The sequence below is a fragment of the Gordonia sp. (in: high G+C Gram-positive bacteria) genome, assembly GCF_047600385.1.
Taxonomy (GTDB): domain Bacteria; phylum Actinomycetota; class Actinomycetes; order Mycobacteriales; family Mycobacteriaceae; genus Gordonia.
Window position 1 is genome coordinate 87,965 of the sequence record NZ_JASGKZ010000001.1, and the last position, 24,343, is coordinate 112,307.

Annotated in this window: 25 protein-coding genes and 1 tRNA gene; 9 read left to right on the plus strand and 17 right to left on the minus strand. The window is 69.9% G+C overall.

Going from position 1 to position 24,343, the window contains the following annotated elements; genetic code table 11:
• Positions 1-6: 6 nt before the first annotated feature.
• Positions 7-1,233 carry a saccharopine dehydrogenase family protein gene (locus QM809_RS00315; RefSeq protein ID WP_415043865.1) on the minus strand — a complete coding sequence of 409 codons (1,227 nt, stop codon included), beginning with the start codon at positions 1,231-1,233 and terminating at the stop codon, positions 7-9.
• 201 nt (positions 1,234-1,434) lie between these two features.
• On the opposite strand from QM809_RS00315, the gene QM809_RS00320 reads away from it, so the two are divergent.
• Positions 1,435-2,361: an acetoacetate decarboxylase family protein gene (locus QM809_RS00320; RefSeq protein ID WP_415043866.1), complete on the plus strand. Its 927-nt coding sequence runs from the start codon at positions 1,435-1,437 to the stop codon at positions 2,359-2,361.
• Positions 2,362-2,478: 117 nt separating this feature from the next.
• Here QM809_RS00320 and QM809_RS00325 read toward each other — a convergent pair whose 3' ends face one another.
• The 3 genes from QM809_RS00325 to QM809_RS00335 all read right to left on the minus strand — a co-directional run bounded on the left by QM809_RS00325 (position 2,479) and on the right by QM809_RS00335 (position 4,515).
• Positions 2,479-2,823, minus strand: coding sequence for a hypothetical protein (locus QM809_RS00325; protein ID WP_415043867.1), 345 nt, complete (start codon positions 2,821-2,823; stop codon positions 2,479-2,481).
• A gap of 498 nt (positions 2,824-3,321) precedes the next feature.
• Positions 3,322-4,284, minus strand: a complete 963-nt coding sequence (locus QM809_RS00330; RefSeq protein WP_415043868.1) for a diguanylate cyclase — start codon at positions 4,282-4,284, stop codon at positions 3,322-3,324.
• 158 nt (positions 4,285-4,442) lie between these two features.
• A tRNA-Ala gene (locus tag QM809_RS00335) sits at positions 4,443-4,515 on the minus strand.
• 90 nt (positions 4,516-4,605) lie between these two features.
• On the opposite strand from QM809_RS00335, the gene QM809_RS00340 reads away from it, so the two are divergent.
• Entirely contained in the window at positions 4,606-5,340 is a 735-nt protein-coding gene (locus tag QM809_RS00340) for a hypothetical protein (RefSeq protein WP_415043869.1), read from the plus strand.
• A gap of 58 nt (positions 5,341-5,398) precedes the next feature.
• Here the strand turns inward: QM809_RS00340 and QM809_RS00345 are convergent, their stop codons facing one another.
• The 5 genes from QM809_RS00345 to QM809_RS00365 form a co-directional block, all read right to left on the minus strand.
• Entirely contained in the window at positions 5,399-5,566 is a 168-nt protein-coding gene (locus tag QM809_RS00345; RefSeq protein WP_415043870.1) for a hypothetical protein, read from the minus strand.
• A gap of 9 nt (positions 5,567-5,575) precedes the next feature.
• Positions 5,576-6,463 (minus strand): gephyrin-like molybdotransferase receptor GlpR, encoded by an 888-nt coding sequence (glpR, locus tag QM809_RS00350; protein WP_415043871.1) that lies wholly within the window; start codon positions 6,461-6,463, stop codon positions 5,576-5,578.
• A gap of 205 nt (positions 6,464-6,668) precedes the next feature.
• A complete protein-coding gene (locus QM809_RS00355) occupies positions 6,669-7,328 on the minus strand; it encodes a GNAT family N-acetyltransferase (protein WP_415043872.1) in 660 nt (219 codons plus the stop codon).
• 15 nt (positions 7,329-7,343) lie between these two features.
• Complete coding sequence (gene glp / locus QM809_RS00360; protein WP_415043873.1) at positions 7,344-8,648, minus strand: gephyrin-like molybdotransferase Glp; 1,305 nt, start codon at positions 8,646-8,648, stop codon at positions 7,344-7,346.
• Positions 8,649-8,835: 187 nt separating this feature from the next.
• The gene (locus QM809_RS00365; protein ID WP_415043874.1) at positions 8,836-9,741 is read right to left on the minus strand and encodes a UTP--glucose-1-phosphate uridylyltransferase; all 906 of its coding nucleotides are present in this window, start codon (positions 9,739-9,741) and stop codon (positions 8,836-8,838) included.
• Between the two features lie 83 nt (positions 9,742-9,824).
• On the opposite strand from QM809_RS00365, the gene QM809_RS00370 reads away from it, so the two are divergent.
• The gene (locus tag QM809_RS00370) at positions 9,825-10,412 is read left to right on the plus strand and encodes a 5-formyltetrahydrofolate cyclo-ligase (protein WP_415043875.1); all 588 of its coding nucleotides are present in this window, start codon (positions 9,825-9,827) and stop codon (positions 10,410-10,412) included.
• Positions 10,413-10,472: 60 nt separating this feature from the next.
• Here QM809_RS00370 and QM809_RS00375 read toward each other — a convergent pair whose 3' ends face one another.
• Positions 10,473-10,766, minus strand: a complete 294-nt coding sequence (locus QM809_RS00375) for an FmdB family zinc ribbon protein (protein WP_415043876.1) — start codon at positions 10,764-10,766, stop codon at positions 10,473-10,475.
• 201 nt (positions 10,767-10,967) lie between these two features.
• On the opposite strand from QM809_RS00375, the gene QM809_RS00380 reads away from it, so the two are divergent.
• From QM809_RS00380 to QM809_RS00405, 6 genes are all read left to right on the plus strand, one after another.
• Positions 10,968-11,588 (plus strand): SAF domain-containing protein, encoded by a 621-nt coding sequence (locus QM809_RS00380; protein ID WP_415043877.1) that lies wholly within the window; start codon positions 10,968-10,970, stop codon positions 11,586-11,588.
• 240 nt (positions 11,589-11,828) lie between these two features.
• Entirely contained in the window at positions 11,829-12,380 is a 552-nt protein-coding gene (gene mscL / locus QM809_RS00385; protein WP_415043878.1) for a large conductance mechanosensitive channel protein MscL, read from the plus strand.
• A 122-nt stretch (positions 12,381-12,502) separates the two neighbouring features.
• Positions 12,503-13,168 (plus strand): heme oxygenase (biliverdin-producing), encoded by a 666-nt coding sequence (locus QM809_RS00390; protein ID WP_415043879.1) that lies wholly within the window; start codon positions 12,503-12,505, stop codon positions 13,166-13,168.
• Between the two features lie 270 nt (positions 13,169-13,438).
• Complete coding sequence (locus QM809_RS00395) at positions 13,439-14,827, plus strand: MFS transporter (RefSeq protein ID WP_415046973.1); 1,389 nt, start codon at positions 13,439-13,441, stop codon at positions 14,825-14,827.
• A 298-nt stretch (positions 14,828-15,125) separates the two neighbouring features.
• Positions 15,126-15,548, plus strand: a complete 423-nt coding sequence (locus QM809_RS00400; RefSeq protein WP_415043880.1) for a MarR family winged helix-turn-helix transcriptional regulator — start codon at positions 15,126-15,128, stop codon at positions 15,546-15,548.
• Positions 15,545-17,074 carry an MFS transporter gene (locus QM809_RS00405; protein ID WP_415043881.1) on the plus strand — a complete coding sequence of 510 codons (1,530 nt, stop codon included), beginning with the start codon at positions 15,545-15,547 and terminating at the stop codon, positions 17,072-17,074. The genes QM809_RS00400 and QM809_RS00405 overlap by 4 nt, the downstream gene beginning before the upstream one ends.
• A gap of 497 nt (positions 17,075-17,571) precedes the next feature.
• On the opposite strand, the gene QM809_RS00410 is transcribed toward QM809_RS00405, so the two are convergent.
• The 7 genes from QM809_RS00410 to QM809_RS00440 form a co-directional block, all read right to left on the minus strand.
• Entirely contained in the window at positions 17,572-18,222 is a 651-nt protein-coding gene (locus tag QM809_RS00410; protein ID WP_415043882.1) for an MspA family porin, read from the minus strand.
• A gap of 5 nt (positions 18,223-18,227) precedes the next feature.
• Positions 18,228-18,857 (minus strand): MspA family porin, encoded by a 630-nt coding sequence (locus tag QM809_RS00415; protein ID WP_415043883.1) that lies wholly within the window; start codon positions 18,855-18,857, stop codon positions 18,228-18,230.
• 31 nt (positions 18,858-18,888) lie between these two features.
• Positions 18,889-19,512: an MspA family porin gene (locus QM809_RS00420; RefSeq protein ID WP_415043884.1), complete on the minus strand. Its 624-nt coding sequence runs from the start codon at positions 19,510-19,512 to the stop codon at positions 18,889-18,891.
• 397 nt (positions 19,513-19,909) lie between these two features.
• Entirely contained in the window at positions 19,910-20,443 is a 534-nt protein-coding gene (locus QM809_RS00425; RefSeq protein ID WP_415043885.1) for a MogA/MoaB family molybdenum cofactor biosynthesis protein, read from the minus strand.
• Between the two features lie 154 nt (positions 20,444-20,597).
• Positions 20,598-21,995: a S1C family serine protease gene (locus tag QM809_RS00430; protein ID WP_415043886.1), complete on the minus strand. Its 1,398-nt coding sequence runs from the start codon at positions 21,993-21,995 to the stop codon at positions 20,598-20,600.
• Positions 21,996-22,062: 67 nt separating this feature from the next.
• Positions 22,063-23,481 carry an ATP-binding protein gene (locus tag QM809_RS00435; RefSeq protein ID WP_415046974.1) on the minus strand — a complete coding sequence of 473 codons (1,419 nt, stop codon included), beginning with the start codon at positions 23,479-23,481 and terminating at the stop codon, positions 22,063-22,065.
• 93 nt (positions 23,482-23,574) lie between these two features.
• Positions 23,575-24,261, minus strand: coding sequence for a response regulator transcription factor (locus QM809_RS00440; protein ID WP_415043887.1), 687 nt, complete (start codon positions 24,259-24,261; stop codon positions 23,575-23,577).
• Between the last annotated feature and the right edge of the window lie 82 nt (positions 24,262-24,343).

Here is a 24,343-nt window from a genome sequence, read left to right on the forward strand (position 1 = left end):
CCCTCGTCAGCGCCCCTCGACCACGCCCTCCGACGACTCGATCACCTCGAACCGCAGGCCCGCGTCGATCAGCCGGCGCGTGAGGTTCTCCCCCATCGCCGCGGCCGTCGTGACCTGGCCGGCGCTGGGCGGATTGTCGTCGAAGGCGAGGGAGAACGCCGACTCGGCGAGCATCTTGGCGGTCTCCGCGTAACCGGGGTCGCCTCCGCCGACCCGCGTGCGCACGGTCGTGCCGCCGCCCTCGCCGACGAAGTCGACGGTGAACCAGGTCTCGTCCCGACGAGCCGCCGAAGGCCCCTCGCCCGCGGGGACGAGCCCGCCGATCGCGCGCCGCAACGGCGGGACCTGCACCGCGGCGAGCGCCGCACCGAAGCCGACGACCGACCCCACCACCGTGGCCAGGCGCCGGGCCCCGGCGTAGTGCGAGTAGGTGAAGTCCGGCCCGTAGTCGTCGCGGGCGAGCGCCGACCGTCGGACCACCTCCGGGTCGATCGTGGGCAGCGGGATCAACCAGGCGCCCACACGACCGTCGCGGCGCGGCACGCCGATCCGCACGCGGGCACGACCGCCCGGCCGCCCCGACTCACGCCGCCTGCGCGCGGCCGCCACCTGCCGCATGGCCCGCAGCCGAGACAGCTGGCCCAGACCCGACTGCAGAGTGCCGCCGGAGAATGCGGCGTTGGTGCGGGCGACTCCGCGCACCGCGAGGGGCACGCCGGACGGCAGCCGTCGGACGGTGAACAGCGCCCCGAGGTCGTGCGGAACGGAGTCGAATCCGCAGGAGTGGACGAGTCGTGCGCCGGTCCGCACCGCCGTCTCATGGTGTTCCAGATACATCCGGTCGACGAACTCCGGCTCCCCGGTGAGGTCGACGTAGTCCGTCCCCGCGGCGGCGCAGGCGGCCACGAGCGGACCGCCGTGCTCCAGGTACGGACCGACCGTCGAGATCACCACCCGCGCCGATTCGGCGACCCGGGTCAGCGTCTCCGGGTCTGCGGAGTCCGCGTGGAGAAGCGCGGCCTCGGCCATCCGCGGGTCGATCCCGGCGAGGCGATCGCGCACCGCCTCCAGCTTGGCCGGGTTCCGTCCCGCGAGCGCCAGGCTCGCCCCCGGCGGCAGGTGTTCGGCCAGGTAGTCGGCGGTCAGGCCGCCGGTGAATCCGGTGGCCCCGAACAGCACGAGGTCGTGGGCACGCGGGGTTCGTTCGGTCGTCTGCGGGGTTCGTTCGGTCATCGGCGGGGCTCCTCGGAATCGTCGGATGTCAACGGTGATCGCACACCCTACGAGCAGAATGTAATCACTGTCAACATCCAAGGCTTCGGAGTCCGGTTCGCCCGAGCACACCCTCGCCACCACCGGAAACCCGAGTGTTGACACCGTTCACATGTCGTGCCAACCTCTCTGTGATCGCCGTTTACATGGAGGGAGCGAACAATGTCGCAGAGCACCGAGGACGCCCGGGAGACCGTGGAGGTCGATCTCGGCGGACGGATCGTGGACGTCCCCGCGGGAGGTCTCTACGACCGGTTCCGGATGGACACCGATCTCGACGAGATCGAACGCGATCCCCGGGTCGGTGACGTCGACTTCTTCCGCGCGTTGACCAAGACCCGGGTCGACTCGCCCGTCGGCCCCACCCTGACCCCGAACTTCTACTACCGGATCTCCACCGCCCGACTCACGATGCTCGCGCCGACCGCGGCGATCAGGACCCGCCTGCCCCGGGAGCTGTCCCCGCTCGAGATCGCGCCGGGACTCGGGATCATCTCGGTGATGGCCTTCCGCTACGACGTCTGCGACATCGACTTCTACACCGAGGCCGCCGTCGGCATTGCCGTGCGGCCCGCCCGGCACGGCGGACCGGGCATTGTGGATCTGGCCGCCGGGCTCAAGAACGACGCGCTGCACTCCTACGTCCTCTCGCTGCCGGTGAGCAGCCGGATCGCCCAGGTCCGCGGCCACGACGGCTACGGCTTCCCCAAGTGGGTCACCGGACTCGACGTCCGGGTCGACGACCAACGGACCTCCGCGCGCATCGCGAACGACGCCGGCGACCTCGATCTGGCGTTCTCCGCAGCCACTCCGAAGCAGACGGCCCGTCGGTCGGGCGAACACGTCTCGACGCTGACCTCCTATACGACGATCGACGATCGCTGGCACGCCACCGTCAGCCAGATCAACGTGCTGTCGGCCGGCTCCCGGCGTCTCCCGCGCGGCCTGGACCTGCGGCTCGGCTCCGGCCGGATGAGCGACGACCTGCGGTCGCTGAAGCCGATCCGCACGATTCAGCTGGACGTCACCGCCCGGGGACAACTGGCGCTGCACATGCCGGTGTCGACGTCGATGCCCGAGCGCGGCTGACCGACGAGCCGCCGCGGCACCGGGCGACGCCAGTCCTCGCACCCGAACCGGACGCCCGTGCCGCCAGAAGGACCGCACCGCCGCACCGAAGGCGGAGTGCGTGGAGGGAGTACCGCGCTACCCGAAGACCGGTCGGCCGACGATCTCGTTGCACGCCGCCGGACCCCGACGGTATCCGGCCGTGAACGACGTGCCGCGTTCGAACGCGTTGCCGTGTACGGCATCGCCGCTCATGACGAACACGGAACGCGCCTGGCGGAGCGCACCGGGCGGCAGGTCCCGATTCTTGATCAGATAGGCGATGCCGACCCCCGCCCAGCAGTCCGCCGACAGTTCCAGCGGCTTCAGCTGTTCTGCGGAGCCGAGCAGCGACGGCGTCACCGGATCGATGCCCGCCCGTTCCTGCATGCCGTGGCCCGACTCGTGGAGGAGCACCACCGTCGCCCGGGCGTCGTTCGTCATGAGCGGCGCATCCGCTCTGTGGCAGCACGAACGTCGTCCGATCGCAGTGGTGGACGCCGAGCGTCATGAGCTGCGGGACGTTGGCGTATCCGCAGATCCAGGAACCGACCCCCGGGCCCGACGATCCGACGTACGCACGACGATTCGGCGGGACGATCACCGTGTCGCGCACCACGTCCGATGCGCCGTGCGCCTCCAGGAACAGCTGGGTGAGCGCGGCGCCGCAGGCGACCCGGTCGTGGAAGGTCCGCTCCAGGCCGCACGCCTCCCGCGTCGGGTACACCGGGTTGGTGCCGGGCGGCACCGCGTGCGCGGGAGCCGGGACGACTCCGCACGCCACCCCGAGTACGACGATCCAAGCGAGGAGGACGCTCGCGATCCGGTTCCTGCTCATGGTCTTCGACGGTAGTCGACATCCTCGACGATCACACTCCCCGCCGAGGACCGCGACGGCGTCGCACGGCCGTCTCCGACCCGGCCGACTCGGGGGCACCGGTGTCATTCGATCCGATTCGATTCGGCGGCCCGGCGGAGCCGGCGGCTCCGGTAGAGGTCGCGGTCCGCGGCGGCGATCATCTCGTCGAGCGCGGCCAGGTCCGCCGGGGCTTCGGCGAAACCGGCGGAGGCCGGTGTCGGAAGACTCGCGGCGATACGGGTGAACGTCTGACCATGGTCGCTCAGCGGACCGACGGCGACGGCGACGAACTCGTCCCCGCCGAGCCTGCCGACGCTCGCGCCCTTCGGCAGAGCCGCGGAGAGTGCGTCGGCGATCGCCGTCAACGTCTCGTCGCCGGCGGGATGACCGCGGGTGTCGTTGATCTGTTTGAAACCGTCGACGTCGAAGACGGCGACGGTGAGCAGGCCCCGGCGGCGTGCGACGACGGACTGCATCGCCGCGAAGTCGACCTCGATACCGGCGCGGTTGCGGACACCGGTCAACGGATCGTTGAGCGCCTGCCGCACCAGCGTCGCATGCAGACCGCCGAAGATCTCACCGGACGCCAGAATGCAGGACGGGAACAACACCAGCCAGAGCGCGGGCACCGGTGCCGGTGCGACCACCAGGCAGACCAGCGAGAGCACGCTGATCCCGAGCGCGATCAGGCGGGCGACGCTCGTGCGGTAGGCGGTGCGCGCGTACACCGCGAGCAGCATCGACGGGACCAGGACCCAGACCTGAGCCTGCGGCAGCTCGTGAAAGAGCCCGGTGATCGGAACCGCGGTCGAGGCGAGCGCGAAGGCGACCGACTGTCGTACGGCCGAGTCGAACCGGGTGCCGAGCACGATCAGGCCGACGAGACTCGCCGCGACGGCGATCGCCTCACCCCGGTACGCCGCCCCGGAACCGCCTTCGATCAGCTCGGCGACGACCGCGAGACCGTAAAACATCGTGAGTGCGAGGAGGTAGGTGCGCAGCACCTTCACCGCGGTCTCCGGGACCATCCCGCTCACGAAGGACATGTCTCGACGGTAACCGGTCAGGCCGTCCGCGTCCCCGCCCGCCGCCGTCGGCCGCATTGCGCGGCGTCGCCCCCCCGTCAACCCGGAACATTCGGGGGACCAGACGAGAAGACGGCCCCGCCCGATGTGGGCGAAGCCGTCTGACCTGGTGTTTCCTGTGGAGCTACGGGGAATCGAACCCCGGACCTACTCATTGCGAACGAGTCGCGCTACCAACTGCGCCATAGCCCCTGGTGCCACCGTGGTGAACCGTGAATCAGTCTAACAGTGCTCCGCCGATAGCCAAATTCGGGGCCCTCCGTCGCGGTAACCTGGGGCACCATGGCCATGAGTGACGCCCAGATCGCGACGATCCTCGACAACACCGCCGCGGTCGCGGACCCCGTGCTGGACATCCTCGCCAGGTCCGATCCGTTCGATCTCAAGCGTCGCACCTTCGGGCGCCGCTGGTGGGACGTCATCCCCGTCTCGGTGGCCGACGCCGCCGCGACCGCGCTCGACGTGGCCGACTGGCCGGGCACCGCCTCGTGGGAGAAGCTCTCGACCCGGGAGCGGGCGGACTGGTGGGTCACCCGTATCGGCTCGCTCAGCACCGTGGCCGTCGCCTTCCCCGGGATCTTCGGCGCCTGGACCAAGAAGCTGCCGATCGGCGACGCCCTCGGTGCGGCGAGCCAGGCGCTGACGGTGCTCGCCGTGGGACGCGAGTACGGCGTGATCTCCCGCGATCACCAGATCGCGATGCTCGGTTCGGTGCTCTTCGGCCGCGACGTCGACGGTTCGCACCTCACCCACGCGCAGCCGCAGGAGTTCCCGCAGTCGGGCGGGCGGCTCCTCCTCGCGGTGTTCAAGGGCCTCTGGCGGATCGCGCGGTGGCTGCGCGACCTCCAGAAGGCGCTCGCGGCGCGGCCGCAGTCGCCGTCGTTCTTCCGTCGGCTCGCCTGGATTCCACTGCTCGGCGCTCCGGCCACCTACGTCGGCGAGCGGGTGGCGCTGCGGCGCGCGGTCACCTCGGCCCAGGAGTGGATAGCGGAGAACCCCGCGGCCGTCGTCGACTGACCTGCGGGGTTCTCGAAACGTTCTCGGACGCGACCGGCCGGGGACGACCGGTGTGAGACTAGTCGTCCTCGTCGTCGGCCGCCGCGGCGTTGCGGGCGGCGGCGATCTCCAGCGCGCGGAGCGCGGTGGCCTCGTCCGGGTAGGGGCCCATCCGGTTCAACGAGTTGGCCACCTTGCCCTTGCTCGCCGTACCGGTGGTGACGTCGTAGTACCACTCTTCGCTCATGACGCGCTCCTACACCGCTTGTCGGTAACCGTCGTCGACCCCGGCGGCGACCGCCTCGGCGAGGTCGTACGTCATCAGGTGGTCGAACGCGGGATCCTCGTCGTCGAGTTCCAGCACGATCATGCCGCCGGGACGACGCCGGGACGGCGTCTTCGCCGTCGTGGGCAGTTCCTCTTCCTGCTCCTGCTCGCGCCGCAGACGCGCATCCTCGGCCGCGTGCCTGCGGAGTCGTTCGGCACGCTGGGCGCGGAACTCCTGCTCGGCGATCGCCGTACGGCGCAGGAAGGACAGGTACAGCCCCAGGAGCACCACCACCATGGCGGTGGCGACGAACCCGTACGGCTGCCAGAAGAAGCAGCTCAGCAGCGAGAGGAGCATTGCGGCGGCCAGACCTCCCGCGATACGACGACGCGCGCGGTACCGCGCGGCATCGCGCGCGGCCACCCGTTCGTGCGTGTAGGCGCCGCGGCCGCGTTCCTCCCGGCTGGGCGGCGCATGCGTGCGGGCCGCCGGCGTGTCGCCGTCCGGCTCGGCGGTCGGATCGTCGTCGATGTCGGTATCGGAGTCCCGGGCCATCACTGTGTCGTCAGCGTCCGTTTCGGTCTCGTCGCGCCCGGCCTCGGAAACGGCCGCGGTCTCGGTATCGGCGGAATCGGCCGCCTTCTTCGCAGCGCCGACGGTCGCGGACTCGGCGGCATCGTCGTCCTGGGCGTCGTTGAGGGGCACTTCGGTCTCCTCGATCTCGGCCCGGTTCGCAGTGGGCTCGGGGCTGACGGTCTTGCGGACGTACTTCGGATCGCTCGGGTGGCGCCCCGCGCTACGGCGTGAATCAAGCGTACGCGATCCGCCCCGATGGAGCACCCGCGTGTTCGCCGCGGCCTCCGTGGTCTTGCGCATTCGGGCCGTCCCCGCAACACCATCGGGATGATGATGAACAGCCACGCCGCGATCAGAAAGATCCACAGGATCGATGAGTTCATATCGTGGTTGCTCCTCTCCGACGAACCGACGTCTTCCCGTTTTTCAACCTAGGCCCCGCGAGCCACACTACGACTCAGGCGCGCCGCGCTCACGGCCAATTCACAGTCAGCCTATCGGCCGATCACTCGACAGGCTGGGCTCGGCCCGCTCTGACCAGGGTGTCGACGGCGGAATCGACCACCTCTTCGACGGTCAACGCCACCAGCAGGTGGTCGCGCCAGCGGCCGTTGACGTCCATGTACCGCTCCAGCAGCCCCTCTTCGCGGAAGCCGACCTTGCGCAGCACCGCCCGGGAGCCGCCGTTGCCCGGCTGCACCGTCGCATCGATCCGATGGAGTCCGACCGGGCCGAAACAGTGGTCGACCCCCAGAGCCACGGCCGCGGTCGCCACTCCCCGGCCGGTGACCCCGGAATCGACCCAGTACCCGATCCAGGCGCTGCGGACGGCGCCGCGCTGGATGTTCCCGACGGTCAGCTGTCCGGCGTACTCGCCGTCGACCTCGATCACGAACGGCAGGACGTTCCCCCGCCGGGCCTCGGCGCGGAGCAGGGAGTGCAGCGGCGCCCACGACGACGGCGCGTGCCGTCGGCTCCACGCCCCCGTCCCGGTGGGCTCCCACGGCACCAGCTCGTTCTGATTCTCGATGCGCAGCCGGCTCCACGCGCGCGCATCGCGCGAGCGGATCGGCCGCACGGTGACGACGCCCGCATCCACGCGGAGCGGCCCCAACGTGGCGGGCCAACCGGGATGCGACGGCGATTCGATCAGCCATCGGAGCATGAGGGACCTCCGCGGTCAGTTGCGCTGGGCCAGGAACATGACCTCGACGCGGTCGCCGGTCTCCAGTTCCTCGGTGTCTTCGTCGACGACGATCAGGCAGTTCGCGTCGGCCAGCTCCGCCAGCAGGTGCGACGTGCCGGTCACCGACTCGCCGATCACCTGGACCAGGTACTCGCCCGAGCGTTCGTCGCGCATCAGCTCCCCGCGCAGGTAACCGGTGCGGCCCTCCACCGAGACGATCGGCCCCACCGTGCGGGCGGTGACGGTCCGGCGCATCGGCTGCCGCTTGCCCAACGCGATGCGGATCAGCGGCCGCACCATCACCTCGAAGGTCACCAGTGCGCTCACCGGGTTGGCGGGCAGCCAGAACGTCGGGATCTCGTCACGGCCGAGCAGGCCGAAGCCCTGCACCGAGCCGGGGTGCATGGCGATCCGGGCGATCTCCAGGTCGCCGAGGTCGCTCAGCGCCTCCACCACGTCCCGCGACACCTCGCCGCCGACCGAACCGCACAGCACCACGATCTCCGAGCGGATCAGCTGCGCCTCGACCACCTCGCGGAGACGCTCCCGGTCGCGCTGCGCCGCGCCGACGCGGTGCACCTCGGCGCCGGCATCGCGGGCCGCCGCGGCGAGGGCGTAGCTGTTGACGTCGTACACCTGCCCCGGACCGGGATCGCGGTCGATGTCGACCAGTTCGTCGCCGACTGTGATGATCGCGATGCGCGGGCGCGGGTGCACCAGCACGCGGGAGCGTCCGACGGCGGCGAGCAGCGCCACCTGCGCCGGACCGATCACCGCGCCCTCGCGGACCGCGATGTCGCCGGGCTGCACGTCGTCGCCGAGCCTGCGCACGTAGTCGCCGCTCTCCACGCCGTGCCCGATCATCACGCGGCGGTCGCCGCCGTCGGTCCACCGCAGCGGCACCACCGCGTCGGCGAGCGTCGGCATGGGCGCCCCGGTCTGCACCCGCACGGCCTGACCGGGCTGCAGTCGCGTCGGGGTCTTGGAGCCGGCCGCGACGTCGCCGACCACGGGCAGGAGCACCACCAGGTCGTCGCTGTCGTCGGGGCGGATCACCTCGAGGTCGCCGGCGTCCAGGTCGGACATCTCCGCGGGCGCGGGCGTCCCGGCCAAAGCCACGTCCACCGCGCGGACGGCGTATCCGTCGACGGCCACCTGATCGAAGCCGGGCAGCGGTGCCACGGTCACGACCTCCTCGGCGCAGAGCAGCCCCTGCGCCTCGGAGATGGCCACCTGGACCGGTCGCGGGGCCACCGCGGAGGCGGCCACCAGTGACAGCTGGTCCTGCACCGAGCGCATGTCTTCTCCTCACCGCCGGGCCGGCCCCGGCGTCGGTTGATGCGACTGGGTCGAGGTTAATCAACGGCGGCGACGGCATCGGTCAGGCGCGCTGGCCCCCAGCCCATTCCGGCCGATCACCGACGGCGGAGTTCCGTGGACTCGATGCACGGAACTCCACCGTATCGCGCCTCTTCGGGTCCCGACCCTATTGAGACAGTCGGGTGGTGAGCCACGCCCGCAGCTCGGGACCGTAGTCGTCGCGGTCGAGAGCGAAGTCGACGGCCGCCTTGAGGTATCCGCCGGGGTTGCCGAGGTCGTGCCGGGTGCCCTCGTGCACCACCACGTGCACCGGCTCCCCCTGCTCGATCAGGAGCGCGATGGCATCGGTGATCTGCAGCTCGCCGCCGGCGCCGGGGGTGATCTGACGCAGCGCGTCGAAGATCTTGCGGTCCAGGATGTAGCGTCCGGCGGCGGCCAGGTTCGACGGCGCCCGCGTCACCGGAGGCTTCTCCACCATCCCCTTGACCCGTTTGACGTCGGGGCGCACTCCGCCGCCCGGCGCCGGGACGTCGTCCACGTCGAACACCCCGTAGGCGCTGATCGTCTCGTCGTTCACCTCGATGGCGCAGAGCACGCTGCCGCCGTACTGCGCGCGGGTCTCGGCCATCTTGGTGAGCACGCCGCCGGGGAGCACCAGGTCGTCGGGCAGCAGCACCGCGACGGCGTCCTCGTCGTCGCTGAGCTCGGACTCGACGCAGCCGATGGCGTGGCCCAGGCCGAGCGGCTTCTCCTGGATCACCGAGGCCACCTCGAGCAACGACGGCGCGTTGCGCACCTTGGCCAGCATGGCCTGCTTGCCTCGCGAGGAGAGCGTGTGCTCGAGCACCAGGTCCTCGACGAAGTGGGCGACGACGCCGTCCTTGCCCGGCGAGGTGACGATCAGGAGCCGCTCGGCGCCCGCCGACTTGGCCTCTTCGGCCACCAGCTCGATGCCGGGGGTGTCGACGACGGGGAGCAGTTCCTTGGGAACGGTCTTGGTGGCCGGGAGGAACCGGGTTCCGAGACCGGCCGCCGGAACCACCGCGGTATGGGGGATCTTCGACTGCGACATGAGCGTTACCTTATTGGAGGGTCTGACAAGATCGGACGTGTGACCGGGCACAGTCGGCCCGGGAGGTGAAGGGAACCGCAGAGATGACCGCTGACAAGGCCGCGCTGCGCACCGAACTGCTGGCCGCGCGGGACGCCATGAGCCCGTTCATCCTCTCGCAGGCGATCGGCGAACTCGCGGTGTCGATGTACGCGCTCCCCGTCGACGTCGCCGAGGGCGACACCGTGGCGGCCTATGTCGCGACCAGTCGTGAACCCGGCGGGACCGCCATGCTCGACGCGCTCCGCGATCGGGGACTGCGCGTGCTGCTGCCGATCGTGCCGCCGGGACCGCCGCAGCCGCTGGAGTGGGGCGAGTACCGCGGCGAGGAACACCTGAATCGCGGCCGCTGGAACCTCCTCGAACCGCGCGGCGGGCCCCGGCTCGGCCCGGACGCCCTGCGCGAGGCCAAGCTGATCCTGGTCCCGGCGGTGGCGGTGGACCGGCGCGGCGTGCGTCTCGGCCGCGGCGCCGGCTACTACGACCGCACACTGGCGGGCGTGCCGGGGACGATCGTCGCCGTCGTGCACGACGCCGAGGTGTTCGACGACGCACTCCCCGAGGACGAGAACGACGTCCGCGTGCACTGGATCCTCACCCCGACCGGCGAGTTCGAGCCGATCGACCGCTGAACTCACCGGTATCGGAGACCCGCCCCGCCGACCGGGCCGACGAGCCCGCGCGGCCGTCTCTTACGAGGCCGCGGCCGACGAGGCGCTGCTGCCCGACGACGAGTCGCCGCTTCCGCTCGACGACGTCGAGGAGTCGCTGCTCGTCGACGACGACTTCGACGGGATCGAACCCGAGCCGGAACGCGAGTCGGTGCGGTAGAAGCCGCTGCCCTTGAAGACCACGCCGACCGAGTTGAACAGCTTGCGCAGCTTGCCCTGACACCGTGGGCAGGTGGTCAGCGAATCGTCGGAGAAGGACTGCTGGATGTCGAACTTGTTGTCGCAGTCGGTGCACGCATAGCTGTACGTGGGCACGGGGGTTACCTCCGGAGGTCAACGATTTGTCCATGGATTGTAACCGGTGCTGGCAGTCGAGCATTCCGAGTGCCAGCCGAAGCGCTGCGGCGCGGGCCCGCCCCGCCCGCACGACCGCGCCTGTGGACAACTCCGGATCCCGGTCGACGAGCCTGTGGACGGCGGCTCCCACGTCGCCCGGATCCGGTCTAGCGTCCGAGTATGAAGAAGCCCGACCTGCACCGACTGCCCGAACTCCCCCGCCTCCGAGCGGTGACGGTACGACGCTCCCTGGCCCTCCTGCTGCTGGCGGCCGCGGCCGCGCTCCTGGTGACCGGCCGCGCCGGCGAACGCACCGAGAGCGTCGTCGTGGCCGCCCGTGAACTCCGACCCGGCACGGCCCTGACCGGCGACGACGTCCACATGACACCGGTCCCGGCGGGCACCGCGCCGCCCGGGGCGCTCCGGTCGGCCGCGGCGGCCGTCGGGCAGCGGGTGGCCGGAACGCTGGCGCCCGGCGAACCGCTCACCGTCACCCGGATGCTCTCCTCCCGCCTGCCCTCGGCCCTGACCGGCGACCCGAGCGCCCGCCTGGTCCCCGTGCGCACCGCCGATCCGGCCGTCGCCGGGCTGCTGCGGGCGGGCGACGTCGTCGACGTGCTCGACGGAGACGCCCGGGTGCTGGCCGCGCACGCCGTGGTCGCCCTGCCCGCCGCCGCGCCGGCCGAGAGCCGCGGGGTCGGCGGATCGTCGGCGCCGGTCCTGCTCGCGATTCCGGCGCGGCCCGCCCAACTCGTCGCCGGCGCGGGCCTCTCGACGGCGCTGACCCTCGTCCTGCACTGAGACCAGCGCTTCCCGCCCCTGGAGCCGCGCGCGCGAACGAGTGTTCCCGGCCTGTGATCCCCTCCGCTCGCGTGCGCCTGCGAGTCCCTCCGCCCCCTGAGCCGCACGCGAGCGCAGCGAGCCTGCGCGTCGAAGGGGAAGGGGGAATGCCGCGATCGCTCGCCCGGGCGGGCGGAGCACCGACGGGCGATCCTGCGCTGAGCCCCTGACAGCCGCGGTGGGCTCGGCTAGAGTCGGTCCATGCTCAAGGGTTTCAGAGAGTTCGTCCTTCGCGGCAACGTCGTGGAACTGGCCACCGCCGTCATCATCGGCGCGGCCTTCACGGCGATCGTGACGGCGTTCACGACCAACATCATCAGTCCGCTGCTCGCCGCCATCCCGACCGGAAAGGGTTGCGGCCAGGAGATGGCGGTCGGCGAGGACCAGACCCAGGCGGCCGCGGTCCAGGTCTGCGGCCTGCAGTACAGCATCACCGGCGCGGACGAGACCACGCTGGACTTCGGCGCGGTGGTCTCCTCCATCATCAACTTCCTGATCGTCGCCGCGGTGATCTACTTCCTGATCATCGTCCCGTACAACAAGCTCAACGAGCTGGCCGCCGCCCGTCGTTCCGCGGACGCCACCGAGGAGGCGGAACTGACCGAGGTGGGCCTGCTCACCGAGATCCGCGACCTGCTGACCGCACCCGCCGCCGCGGCGCCGACCGCCAAGCCGCTCGACCGACTGCCGCCCATGCCGAATCCGGCACCGGGTCAGTACCCGCCCGAAGGCCCCGGTCGCCACGAGCTCTGACTCGCATCGACGGACAGAGCCGTCGTCTGCTCCCCTCCGGGCGCAGACGACGGCTTTTCTCCGTTTCAGGGTACCCTTAGCGGCCAAGGAGTCACCGCGCCCGAACCTCGAGGAGTACGACGATGACCACCACCACCGACCTCGCCGAACTGTCGCTGTCGGCGGCCATGAAACAGGGTTCGGCGGCCGAGCACGACGACGCCGAGCACTCGGAGTTCATCTCGGCGCTCCTGGGCGGCAGGATCAACGCGGCCGGTTACGCCGCGTACCTGCGAGCGCTGCGCACGGTCTACGCGACCCTCGAAAGCGTGGGTCGCACGCTCGCCGACGATCCGATCGCCGGCCCGGTGATCGACCCCAAGCTGGACCGGCTCGCCGCCCTCGATGCCGACCTGGAGTTCTGGGCGCCCGGCGAGTCCCTCGACTCCGACTCCGCGGCCGCCGCCACGTACGCCGCGGCGATCGCCGAGTCCGCGGCCTGGGGCGGGACGTACCTGGCCCACCACTACACCCGCTACCTCGGCGACCTGTCCGGCGGCCAGGCCGTCGGCACGCTGCTGAACCGGGCCTTCGACCTCGGCGGTCGGGGCCTGGCCTTCTACGACTTCGCCGAGATCGGCAAGAACAAGCCGTACAAGGACGTCTACCGCGAGAAGCTCGACGCACTCGGCGCACCGCTCTCACCCGAGGAGCGGCTGCGGGTGGTGGACGAGGTCCGTCGCGCGTTCCGCCTCAACCAGGCGCTGTTCGGCGAGCTCAGCGAGAACATCGACGAATACCGTCGCTGACCCCGTGCGGCGGGCCGCGAAGCTCGTCGCACACCCCTGAGAATGCGCAGCACGACCGAGGGTCGGTCGTGCTGAATCACACTGTCCGAGAAATTGAACAGGCGCCTAATAGACAGCTATGTTGGCTAAATGTTCGATCGCAGCGCCACCGCACTCTCCACCCGTGAACCCGGCGAGACGACGACCCCCGACACCGGTCGAGCCGCCCCTCTCGCCGCGGACGCCCCCGCGCCGTCGAACATCACCCTCCCGCCGGTCCCCGCCAAGGTGATGGCGGGCCTGGCCACCGGCACCATCCTGCAACCTGTCAACTCGACGATGATCGCGATCGGCGCGGTGGCCATCGGCGCCCAGTTCGGCAACCCCGGGGCCATCTCGTGGGTGATCTCCGCGATGTACATGGCGACGGCCGTGTGCGCGCCGATGTCGGGCCGCTTCGGCGCGGTCTTCGGCGCCCGCAAGGTGTTCCTGGCCGGGCTGGTCCTGGTGGTCGCCGGTTCGCTGATCGGCATGCTCGCACCGTCGATCGGCTGGCTGATCGCGGCGTACGCGGTGATCGGCGCGGGTATCGCCGTGCACATGCCCAACTCGATGACGATCGTGCGCGGCTACGCCGAACGCCACCGCAGGAGCACCGGCAACGCGATCGCCGTGCTCACCGTCTGCGGTCAGACGATGGCCGCACTCGGCCCCACCCTCGGCGGCCTGCTGATCGGCGCCTTCGGATGGCATTCGATCCTGTGGGTCAACATCCCGGTCGCCGCCGTGAGCGCGATCGCGATCCTCTCCATCGACGTGGGCGACGTCGGAGACAAGACCGAGGCGGCCGGCGGATTCCTCCGCACCGTGCGCGGATTCGACCTGCTCGGCGTGGTCCTCTTCGTCCTGAGCCTCACCCCCACCATCTTCTTCCTGATCTCGCTGCGCGGTGAGCCCGCCTGGTGGGCGGCCGCCGTCGCCACCGTCGCGTTCGCGGTGTTCGTCGCCGTCGAACGACGGGCCGACGATCCGTTCCTCGACGTCCGCGCTCTGCGCGCCAACCGGCCGCTGCGCGCCACCCTGGTCCGCACGGTGGTCCTGTACACCTGCTTCTACCTGGTGTTCTTCGGCATCCCGCAGTGGCTGCAGAACGCGCGCGGCATGACCGCCACCGAAGCCGGCCTCACCATGCTCCCGGTGGCCGCGGTCTCCGGCGTGATGACCTTCGTCGGCGCCGCCGTCTACCAGCGCTTCGGCGCGCGCGTGACCCTGGTGATCGGCACGTCGTCGTTCCTGGTCGGCGGGATCCTGCTGGCCCTGGTCGAGCGGTCGAGCACACCGCTCTCGGTGATCCTGATCGTGGCCGCGATCCTCGGCATCCCGCAGGGCTTCAACATCATCGGGAACCAGAACCTGGTGAACGCCTCCACCTCCCCCGACGAGGTCGGCGCGGCCACCGGCATGTACCGCACCATGGCCTTCGTCGGCGCCAACCTGGCCGTCGCGGTCCTCACCCTCACCGCGGGCCACGAGTTCGACGACGCGGGCATCCAGCGCACCGGCTGGCTGATCGCCGCCGTCACGGCACTGGTGCTGGTCGGGGTCGTGGTCTCGCGCAACATGAACCCGAAGCCGCTCGTCGCCGAGGTCGACGTCCCGCTGCCGAGCACCGTCCGCTGATTGAGCGGTTCCCGATGTACTCGCCCAGAGTGATCGAGACTCCCCCTCGGCGATCGAGACTCCCCTTCGATGATCGAGCGGAGTCGAGATCCGGGCGGTGGTCTCGACTCCGCTCGACCAGCGAGGGGTACTCGACTAGCGAGAGGGGCTCGACTAGCGAGAGGAGATCGATCACCGAGGGGGCCTGGATCGACACGAAGTCCTCGACCGCCGGGGAGACCTCCGACTCCCCGAGTGCGCACACCGGGAGCACTCGTCTAGATTGAAACACCCCCGAATAGACAGCTAAGTTGTCTAAATGCTCGACCGTACCGATCAGCTTCGCGAGGACGTCATCCGTTTCCACCGGAAGATGCGCACCACGCGGTCGGATCACGCGCTCACCCAGACCCAGTTGCAGACCCTCGGCCACCTGGACCGGATCGGATCGATGTCCGCGCGCCGGCTCGCCGACCTCGACGGCGTGGCCCCGCAGAGCGTCGCCCGGACCGTGGCGAGCCTGGAGCGGCTCGGGATGGTCCATCGCGCCCCCGACCCGGACGATCGCCGCGCCACCGTCATCTCGATCACCGACGCGGGCCGGCGGACCCTGACCGACGACCGCACCCGGCACAGCGCCTGGCTCGCCTCCGCACTCGCCGAACACTGCACCGACGACGAACGCGAACTGCTCTACGCCGCGGGCGCACTCCTGCGCAGACTCGCCGAGGCGGGCGAATGAACGACGACGCGACCCCGTCGTCGTGCACCCCCTCGTCGTGCACCCCGTCGTCATGCACCCCGTCGTCATGCACCACCGCGGCGGCTTCCGCCGAGCCCGCACCGCCGGTCCGGAACCGCCCCGGCGTCCCCGCCCGCGTGCTGGGCGGTCTGGCGACGGGCACCGTCCTGCAGCCGATCAACTCGACGATGATCGCGATCGGCGCGGTGGCCGTCGCCGCGCAGTTCGGGAGCGCGGGCGCCGTCTCGTGGGTGATCTCGGCGATGTACACCGCCACCGCGGTCTGCGCACCGCTGGCCGGCCGCTTCGGCGCGGTCTTCGGGGCCCGGCGTGTGTTCCTCGCCGGGTTGCTGCTGGTGGCCGCGGGCTCGCTGATCGGGACGTTCGCGCCGTCGATCGGCTGGCTGATCGTCGCGTACACGCTGGTCGGCGCGGGTATCGCCGCCCACATGCCGAACGCGATGACCATCCTGCGCGTCTACGCCGAACGCCACCACCTGGACACCGGTGACGCGACGGCCGTCCTCCTGGCCTGCAGTCAGACGACGGCCGCACTCGGCCCCACCCTCGGCGGCCTGCTGATCGGCGCCTTCGGATGGCATTCGATCCTGTGGATCAACCTCCCCGTGGTGGTGGTGAGCGCGATCGCGATCCTCGCGATCGACGTGGGCGACGTCGGGGACAAGACCGCGGCGGCGGGCGGTCTGCTGCGCACCGTGCGTGCCTTCGACCTGCTCGGCGTGCTCCTCTTCATCGCGAGTCTCACCCCGACGATCTTCTTCCTGATCTCCCTGCGCAGCGAACCCGCCTGGTGGTCGGCCGCGGTCGCGACGGCGGCGCTGACACTGTTCGTGCTGGTGGAACTGCGGTCCGACGATCCGTTCCTCGACGTCCGGGCGCTCCGCGCCAACCGTCCGCTGCGCGCGACGCTGATCCGCACGCTGATCCTGTTCACCTGCTTCTACTGCGTGTTCTTCGGGATTCCGCAGTGGCTGCAGACGGCGCGCGGCATGAGCGCCTCCGAGGCCGGTCTCACCATGCTCCCCGTCGCGGCGATGTCGGGCGTGATGACCTTCGTGGGCGCGGCCGTGTACCGCAGGTTCGGCGCCCGGGCGACGTTGTTCATCGGCTCGTTCGCGTTCTTCGTCGGGGGTCTCCTGCTGGCTCTGGTCGAACGTTCGACGACCCCGCTCGCCGTGATCCTGATCGTCGCCGCCGTGCTCGGCATCCCGCAGGGCTTCAACATCCTCGGGAACCAGAACCTGGTGAACGCCTCCACCTCCCCCGACGAGGTCGGCGCGGCCACCGGCATGTACCGCACCATGATCTTCATCGGCGCGAACCTGGCCGTCGCGGTTCTCACCCTCACCGCGGGCCACGAGTTCGACGACGCGGGCATGCAGCGCACCGGCTGGCTGATCGCCGCCGTCACCGGAGTCCTGATGGTCGGGGTGCTGTTCTCCCGGAACATGAACCCGTCTCCACCCGCCGAGCCCGTCCCCCTGGACCGACCCTCCGACCACTGAGCCGAATCCCCCATCGACCGCTGAGCCGGGTTCCCGCCGACCCCTGAACCAGGTTGCCCCGCCGGCCCCTGAGCCTGGTCGAAGGGGCTCGCACGTCGAGGCTTCGACACGCGCCGCTCACTTCGTTCGCGCCGCGGCTCAGCCGGCAGCGGTGGTCCGTCGCCAAACCTCCGACTCCGTGTCCAGCGAACCGGTCAGGCCGGCGACCTGTCCCGGTAACGGCGGAGCCGTCGCCGAGCCCCTGAATCCGCAGCCGAAGCCCCCGGTGGTCGACTGTCACACCGATCCCTGAGCCTCATACCAATCCCTGAGCCCGGTCGAAGGGACCCGTGCACCGGCGGCGTCCGCACCACGCCGGTCCCAGCGACGTCGAGACCTCCCGGTAGAAGCGCAGCAACGAACCGTGTCGAAAGAGTCCACCGGAAAAGCACTTCGGGCCGCCACCTCGATGAGGTGGCGGCCCGAAGCGGGTCTGCAGGACGCCTGTGCGGCGCCGATCAGCCGATGCTGAAGGGCCGACCGTAGAGGGTGACGTTCGACTTCTTGCCGTCGGTCTCGACCTGGACGTTCACCAGGGCGCGAGCCTGTGCGAAGCCGGCACAGCCGTCGACGCCGAAGCGCTCGGCGCTGTAGGCGACACCACCGCGCGCATCACTGAAGTCGAAGGCGTCGATCTCCTCATCCTCGTCGTCGACCACGTTGACGACCGGGACGAACTTGGCCTCACCCGGCGACAGGGTGAACCCGGCATCGACACCCGCCTCCGCGTCTCCAGTTCCCTCCGAGTCGAAGGGCTGTTCAGCACTGCCCTCGCTCTCGGCACCGAAGTTCAGCTGGCATCCGACCAGGTAGCCAGCGGTGACGGTACCGCCCTCGATGTCGCCGGAGGTGGTGACCTTCACCTTGCCTGAGACGAAGACCTCACGGCTGAAGTGGTTGTTGGCCACCGAGTTGGTGATCCGGAAGCTCTCGTCGAACAGCCGGATGGTGACCTTGCCGCCGGGCACGCTCCGCGACTTGAAACCGCCCGGAAGCTTGGCGGCATCCGCCGCACCCGCACCTGCGCTCAGCACTCCGGCCGCCCCCACCCCGGCCACCGCGACAGCGGTGACCAGGCGGGCGGCCGCCTTGTGCTTTCCGTCGATCACGACGATCAGCCGATACTGAAGGGCCGGCCGTACGCGGTGACGTTGCCCCGGAAGCCGTCGGTCTCGACCCGGACGGTCACCTTGGCCATGGCCTCGGCGTAGCCCGCGCAGCCGTCGACGCCGAAGCGCTCAGCGCTATAGGCGACACCACCGCGCGCATCACTGAAGTCGAAGGCGTCGATCTCCTCATCCTCATCGTCGACCACGTTGACGATCGGGACGTACTTGGCCTCACCCGGCGACAGGGTGAACCCAGCTTTAGCACTTGCTTCCGGCTGATCGGCACCAAACTCCTGTTCAACACCGCCCTCACTGGACGCACCGAAGTTCAGCTGGCATCCGACGATGTATCCGGCATTGACGCTGCCGCCCTCGACCTTGCCGGAGGTGGTGACCTTCACCTTGCCGGAGACGAAGACCTCGCGGCTGAAGTGGTTGTTGGCCACCGAACGCTGGATGCGGAAGCTCTCGTCGAACAGCCGGATGGTGACGCTGCCGCCGTTGAGGTTCTTGGTCTTGGTGAAGCCCGGCAGCTTGGCCGCCTCGGCGACGCCCGGACCCATGGAGGTGACACCGATCACGGCGGCACCGGCGAGGGCCGCACCGGCGAGGACGCGGGAAGTCTTCTTGCTCATGTTCTGAATTCCTTCTCGTCTACTCGCGCGCTCAGCCGATGCTGAAGGGGCGGCCGTACAGGGTGGACTGGACCAGGCCGCTGGCGCCGGTGAGGCCCTCTTCCTTGGACAGATCCTCGCCGGCCATCACCTTCACCACGGAGCGCGCCGAGGCGTAGCCGCCGCACTGCTGCACGTCGATCTGGAAGCTGTCGACCATCACGACGCCCTTGCCGTCGGCGAGATCGACTTTGTCGCCCTTAATGAAGGCGACCTGACCCGGGTTCAGCGGCACTGTCAGCGAACCGCTGAGCGAGCCACTCATCGGGAATCCCAGGCTACCGCTGAGCCCGCCCTCGAGGCCGGTGATGTCGACCTGGCAACCGACCAGGTAGCCGACGTTCATCATGCCCTCACCCTTGTTGATGGTGGCGGTGTAGGTGCCGGAGACTGCGGTGGCGCGACCCGCGCCGTTGTTCGCGACCGACTTCTGGATGCGGAAGCTCTCATTGGAACGCTTGAGCTTGACGACCTGGCCGTCGATGCCGGTCGTGGTCTTGGAGCCACCCGGCAGGCGGGCCGCGTCGGCAGCGCCCGCGCCCGCGATCAGGCTGGTGGCGCCGATCGCGGCGGCCGAAACGGCCACCATGGTGTTGCGCATGAGGTTCTTGCGCATGGTTGTTCTCCTCGCTGGAGTCGGGGGTGGGGCCCAGTCAGTAAGAGGACCCTAAGGAAGACCTGACGAGAGAACGGTAACGGATCGGACACGACGTCGTCCATCGGACGAGCAGACCATCCCGTTACACATCCGTGTCCTTCGATAAACGGCAGGTAAACACGGATTTTCGGTCACCATGCGCGTAACCGTATAGGTCCTGGCCAGGGACTATTCGTGATGAGGCGGCCGATTCGACTCGTACCAGTCACGCCCGAAGCCGCTGTGAGGATCATCACCGGACTTTCCCGACTCATCAGACAGCGTCTTCCCGAACACCGCATCCAGCCGACGCTTTCTAGCCCATTCCGGCTCCGTTTCACCACCGGTGTCCTGTGGATCCTGAGAGTTCACCGGGTCAGAACTCGGAGATCTGGTCGATGATGAAGTGCGACAGCGGAATCAGCGTCGCCATGCCGTCGCGCACCGCGGCCCGCGAGTCGGCGAGGTTCACCACGACGGTCTGCCCCGAGATCCCGGCCAGGCCGCGCGAGAGGCCGGCGTCGGCGGCTCCGGCCGCCAACCCGGACGTGCGCAGCGCCTCCTCGATCCCGCGCAGACGACGGTCCAGCACCGGGCCGGTGGCCTCCGGCGTCACGTCGCGGGCCTTGACCCCCACCCCGCCCACGGACACCACCAGGTCGACGCCGCCGATCACCGCGGTGTTGAGCGCGTTGCGGATCTCCACCTCGTCGCCCGGGACGGTGACGGTCGCATTGACGTGGAACTCGCCCTCCTCCAGGAGTTCGCACATCAGCGGGCCGAGCCGATCCGGATCGTCGCCGTGATCGTCCACCACCACGACCAGTGCGCGCAGCAGGGCTTCGCTCTCCATGCGGAGGCTCTCCTCGCGGGCGGCGGCGTCGGCCTGGGCTTCCTCGGCGTCGAGCATGGTCTTCCTCTTCTCTTCCCGGATCGGTGTCTCGGGGTGTTCGGGGCTGGATGTGTCAGGGCTGGAGGCGTTCGGAGCCGAGTGCGCCGGATCCGGGTCGACCGGACGCACGACCGATCGACCCGGGACGATCCGACGAGGATCGCCGAGCGGCTCAGGAGGTCCCGAGCTTCACCGTAGCGACCTGTCGGCGACCTTCGTGCGAGTAAGTGATTTTCACGCTCTGACCCGGTTCCTCCGAGCGGATCGCCGCCACCAGCGCCTCCGAGGAGACGATCTTGCGGTCGTCGACGGCGGTGATCAGCGCGCCGCGCGGGATCCGCGCCTGTTCGGCCGCGCCACCGCGGATCACCTCGGACACCAGGGCGCCCGGATTCTCCGCATTGGGGTTCTGCCGGACGTTCACCCCCAGACTCGCCTTGGTGACCGGCTGTCCCTTGATGATCTGGTTCGCCACGCGCATGGCCTGATCGATGGGGATCGAGAACCCGAGGCCGATGGAGCCGGAGGCCTGGCCGCTGCTGCCGCCGAGGGTGGCGATCGCGGTGTTGATGCCGATCAGCGCGCCCGTCGCGTTCACCAGGGCACCACCGGAGTTGCCCGGGTTGATCGCGGCATCGGTCTGGATCGCGTCGATCACCGACTCGATCGAGCCGTCGGCGCCGGCCGTCGAGACCGGACGGTTCAGCGAACTGATGATGCCGGTGGTCACGGTGCCCTCCAGTCCCAGCGGCGAGCCGATGGCGATCACGTCCTGGCCCACCGAGAGATTGTCGGACTTGCCCACCGAGATCGGGGTGAGCCCCTTCTTCTCCGCGCGGAGCACGGCGATGTCGCTCATCTTGTCGCTGCCGATCACCTTGGCGCGCACCCGGCTGCCGTCGTTGAAACTGATCAGCACCTGGTCGGCGACCCGGTCGCCGCCCGCCGAGACCACGTGGTTGTTGGTGATGATCAGACCGTCGGAGGAGATCACCACCCCCGAACCGGAACCGCTCTGGTCGCCCACCTGCACGGCGATCGACACCACCGACGGCAGCGTGCGCGCGGCGACGTCCTGCACCGATCCCGGCTTGGCCGGCGGCTGCGTGGTGACCGGAGCGCTCGGCGAACCCTGCTTCACCGTGTGCGCGGAGTCGTTCGACGCCCCGCGCGTCGCGATCGCACCGACCGCGCCGCCGAGCCCGCCCGCCAACAGGGCCAGGACCACCGCGAGCACGACCCACATCGTCGTACGCCGACGCCTGCCGCCGTCGCCTCCGCCGTTCGAGGGCGGCGCGGGCTGCTGCGGCGGCGGAGCGGCCGGGAAACCGCCCGTCCCCGGCGCGGGTGCCACCGGGAAGCCGCCGGTCCCCGGCGCGGCGGGGAAACCACCGGTCCCCGGCGACTGCCCGTACGGGTCGGTCGCGCCGAACGGGGCGGGCCGACCGGGCCGACCGAACGAATGCTGCCCGGTCGTGGGGCCTGGCGTGGGGTGCCCGAATGGATTCGGCGGACGGTTCCACTGATCGTGGCCGTACGGATCGTGCGCGTCGGGTCCCCGTTCTGTCATGCGGACCACAGTATTGGACGTTTCTGTGAGGTCGCTCAGCGCTCCCTGCCGATCGACTGGGGACTCGCTATCGCTTGACGACGACGGGGTCCGGTTCGGTGTGGATCGGCAGGCCCGGGAACGTCATCCGGATCAGGGCGCCGCCCGCCGGCGACTGTTCGGCCGTCACGTCGCCGCCGAGGCGTACCACCACCTGGCGCACGATCGCCAGACCCAGCCCCGATCCGGGCATCGAACGGGTCGCCGCGGCACGATAGAAACGCTCGAAGACCAGTTCCCGGTCCTCCGGCGGGATGCCCGGGCCGCTGTCGGCGACGGTGAACTCGGCCGTCTCCGGTCCGGTCTGGCGCAGCCGCACCTGCACCGCACGACCGGGCGGACTCCACTTCGCGGCGTTGTCGAGCACATTGAGCACCGCCCGGGACAGCCCGCTGGCCTCCCCGAACACGAACCAGGGCTCGGTCTCGACGTCGAACTCGATGTCGGTGCGGCGGCGTCGTACCCGGGACAACGCCTCGTCGACGATCTCGGGGAGGTCGCACTCCTCGAAGACCGCGTCGTGGGAGTCCTCGCGGGCCAGATCGACCAGATCGCCGACCAGCGTCGAAAGCTCCTCGATCTGGGCCATCACGTCCGAACGCAGCTCCACCATGTCCGACGCGGGCACCGGCGGCGCCCCCGGCTCGGACGCGGCGATGAGCAGTTCCAGGTTGGTGCGCAGCGAGGTGAGCGGCGTCTTGAGCTCGTGCCCGGCGTCGGCCACCAGGCGCGCCTGCTTGGCGCGCGATTCGGCCAGCGCACCGAGCATCGAGTTGAAGGCCTCGGTGAGACGCGCGATCTCGTCGTTGCCGGTCATCGGCAGCGGAGTGAGGTCCTCGGTCTTCGCGATCCGCTCGACCGAGTCGGTCAACCGGGCCACCGGCCGGAGCCCGCCACGCGCCACCACGGCACCGGCGACCAGCGCGAAGGCCACCCCGATGCCGCCGGCGACGAAGAGCACCGACGCCAGCCGTTTGAGGATCGCATCGGTGTGGTCGAGGTTCTGAGCCAGCACCAGCGTGTTGCCGTCGTTCAGCTTGCGGGCCAGCACGCGGTGGTTCCGCACCGTCCGCAGGCTCTGATTGAATCGGCCCGGCGGGTTGGTGGACTGCACGATCTTGCGCTCGGTCTCCTCCACCGGCACCCGGCCCACCGCGGGACCCGACCCGTCCGGCCCGATCAGCATGATGGCCATGTTGGTGGTGAAGACCGTGCCGGCGAGCAGGCTCTGCGGATTCTCCTCGAGCCTGCCGGACTGGGCCAGCGCCGTCATGCCGTCCGCACGCACCGTGAGCTGGGTGTCGACGTCCTGGTAGAGCGCCCGGTAGACGAACACGTAGGCCGCGCCGGCCATCAGCATCGCCGAGAGCAACACCACCGCCGCCGACAGCAGTGCGACGCGGGTCCGCAACGACACCGATCGGGTCAGTGCGAACGGATCACGCATGGGGCGGGACGGACGACTCACTCGCGGTCCTCCTTTCGACGGAGCTCGAGGGACGGACGAACAGAGTTCTCAGGAGCGGAGTATCGGCCCGTTCTACGGAGCGTTCTCGCGCAGGACGTACCCGACGCCGCGGACCGTGTGGATCAGACGCGACTCGCCGTCGGCCTCGGTCTTGCGGCGCAGATAACCGATGTACACCTCCAGCGCGTTGCCCGAGGTCGGGAAGTCGTAGCCCCAGACCTCCTCCAGGATCCGACTGCGGGTGAGCACGCGCCGCGGATTGTTCATCAGCATCTCCAGCAGCGCGAACTCGGTGCGGGTGAGACTGATCTGCCGCTCTCCGCGGGTCACCTCGCGGGTCACCGGATCGAGCGTGAGGTCTTCGAAGCTGATGGCCTCGGAGTCCAGGTCGTCCTCGCGGGCGGTACGGCGCGAGAGCGCACGCAGCCGGGCCAGCAGTTCCTCCATGGCGAAGGGCTTGGGGAGGTAGTCGTCGGCGCCGGCATCCAGGCCGCTGACGCGCTCGGACACCGAATCACGCGCGGTGAGCACCAGGATGGGCAGGTCGTCGCCGGCCGAGCGGAGCCGTCGACACACTTCGAGACCGTCCAGCCGCGGCATCATCACGTCGAGCACGATCAGCTCGGGACGGTCCGCCACCACCTTCTCCAGCGCTTCGAGTCCATCGCTCGCCGTCTCCACCGTGTAGCCGTTGAACGTGAGCGAACGCCGCAGCGACTCGCGCACGGCCCGATCGTCGTCGACCACCAAAATACGCATGGCTACAATTCTTAGTCTTCGCAGGTAAGAACGTGCTGAGCGCCGCGCCGAGACCACGTTCCCGACATCCGGCCACGCGCCT

What these genes read in the sequence shown, in the direction of transcription:
- QM809_RS00315 (WP_415043865.1), bottom strand. Translation starts at nt 1,233, where the DNA reads ATGACCGAACGAACCCCGCAGACGACCGAACGAACCCCGCGTGCCCAC.
- QM809_RS00320 (WP_415043866.1), top strand. Translation starts at nt 1,435, where the DNA reads ATGTCGCAGAGCACCGAGGACGCCCGGGAGACCGTGGAGGTCGATCTC.
- QM809_RS00325 (WP_415043867.1), bottom strand. Translation starts at nt 2,823, where the DNA reads ATGACGAACGACGCCCGGGCGACGGTGGTGCTCCTCCACGAGTCGGGC.
- QM809_RS00330 (WP_415043868.1), bottom strand. Translation starts at nt 4,284, where the DNA reads ATGTCCTTCGTGAGCGGGATGGTCCCGGAGACCGCGGTGAAGGTGCTG.
- QM809_RS00340 (WP_415043869.1), top strand. Translation starts at nt 4,606, where the DNA reads ATGGCCATGAGTGACGCCCAGATCGCGACGATCCTCGACAACACCGCC.
- QM809_RS00345 (WP_415043870.1), bottom strand. Translation starts at nt 5,566, where the DNA reads ATGAGCGAAGAGTGGTACTACGACGTCACCACCGGTACGGCGAGCAAG.
- glpR (WP_415043871.1), bottom strand. Translation starts at nt 6,463, where the DNA reads ATGCGCAAGACCACGGAGGCCGCGGCGAACACGCGGGTGCTCCATCGG.
- QM809_RS00355 (WP_415043872.1), bottom strand. Translation starts at nt 7,328, where the DNA reads ATGCTCCGATGGCTGATCGAATCGCCGTCGCATCCCGGTTGGCCCGCC.
- glp (WP_415043873.1), bottom strand. Translation starts at nt 8,648, where the DNA reads ATGCGCTCGGTGCAGGACCAGCTGTCACTGGTGGCCGCCTCCGCGGTG.
- QM809_RS00365 (WP_415043874.1), bottom strand. Translation starts at nt 9,741, where the DNA reads ATGTCGCAGTCGAAGATCCCCCATACCGCGGTGGTTCCGGCGGCCGGT.
- QM809_RS00370 (WP_415043875.1), top strand. Translation starts at nt 9,825, where the DNA reads ATGACCGCTGACAAGGCCGCGCTGCGCACCGAACTGCTGGCCGCGCGG.
- QM809_RS00380 (WP_415043877.1), top strand. Translation starts at nt 10,968, where the DNA reads ATGAAGAAGCCCGACCTGCACCGACTGCCCGAACTCCCCCGCCTCCGA.
- mscL (WP_415043878.1), top strand. Translation starts at nt 11,829, where the DNA reads ATGCTCAAGGGTTTCAGAGAGTTCGTCCTTCGCGGCAACGTCGTGGAA.
- QM809_RS00390 (WP_415043879.1), top strand. Translation starts at nt 12,503, where the DNA reads ATGACCACCACCACCGACCTCGCCGAACTGTCGCTGTCGGCGGCCATG.
- QM809_RS00395 (WP_415046973.1), top strand. Translation starts at nt 13,439, where the DNA reads ATGGCGGGCCTGGCCACCGGCACCATCCTGCAACCTGTCAACTCGACG.
- QM809_RS00400 (WP_415043880.1), top strand. Translation starts at nt 15,126, where the DNA reads ATGCTCGACCGTACCGATCAGCTTCGCGAGGACGTCATCCGTTTCCAC.
- QM809_RS00405 (WP_415043881.1), top strand. Translation starts at nt 15,545, where the DNA reads ATGAACGACGACGCGACCCCGTCGTCGTGCACCCCCTCGTCGTGCACC.
- QM809_RS00415 (WP_415043883.1), bottom strand. Translation starts at nt 18,857, where the DNA reads ATGAGCAAGAAGACTTCCCGCGTCCTCGCCGGTGCGGCCCTCGCCGGT.
- QM809_RS00420 (WP_415043884.1), bottom strand. Translation starts at nt 19,512, where the DNA reads ATGCGCAAGAACCTCATGCGCAACACCATGGTGGCCGTTTCGGCCGCC.
- QM809_RS00425 (WP_415043885.1), bottom strand. Translation starts at nt 20,443, where the DNA reads ATGCTCGACGCCGAGGAAGCCCAGGCCGACGCCGCCGCCCGCGAGGAG.
- QM809_RS00430 (WP_415043886.1), bottom strand. Translation starts at nt 21,995, where the DNA reads ATGACAGAACGGGGACCCGACGCGCACGATCCGTACGGCCACGATCAG.
- QM809_RS00435 (WP_415046974.1), bottom strand. Translation starts at nt 23,481, where the DNA reads ATGCGTGATCCGTTCGCACTGACCCGATCGGTGTCGTTGCGGACCCGC.
- QM809_RS00440 (WP_415043887.1), bottom strand. Translation starts at nt 24,261, where the DNA reads ATGCGTATTTTGGTGGTCGACGACGATCGGGCCGTGCGCGAGTCGCTG.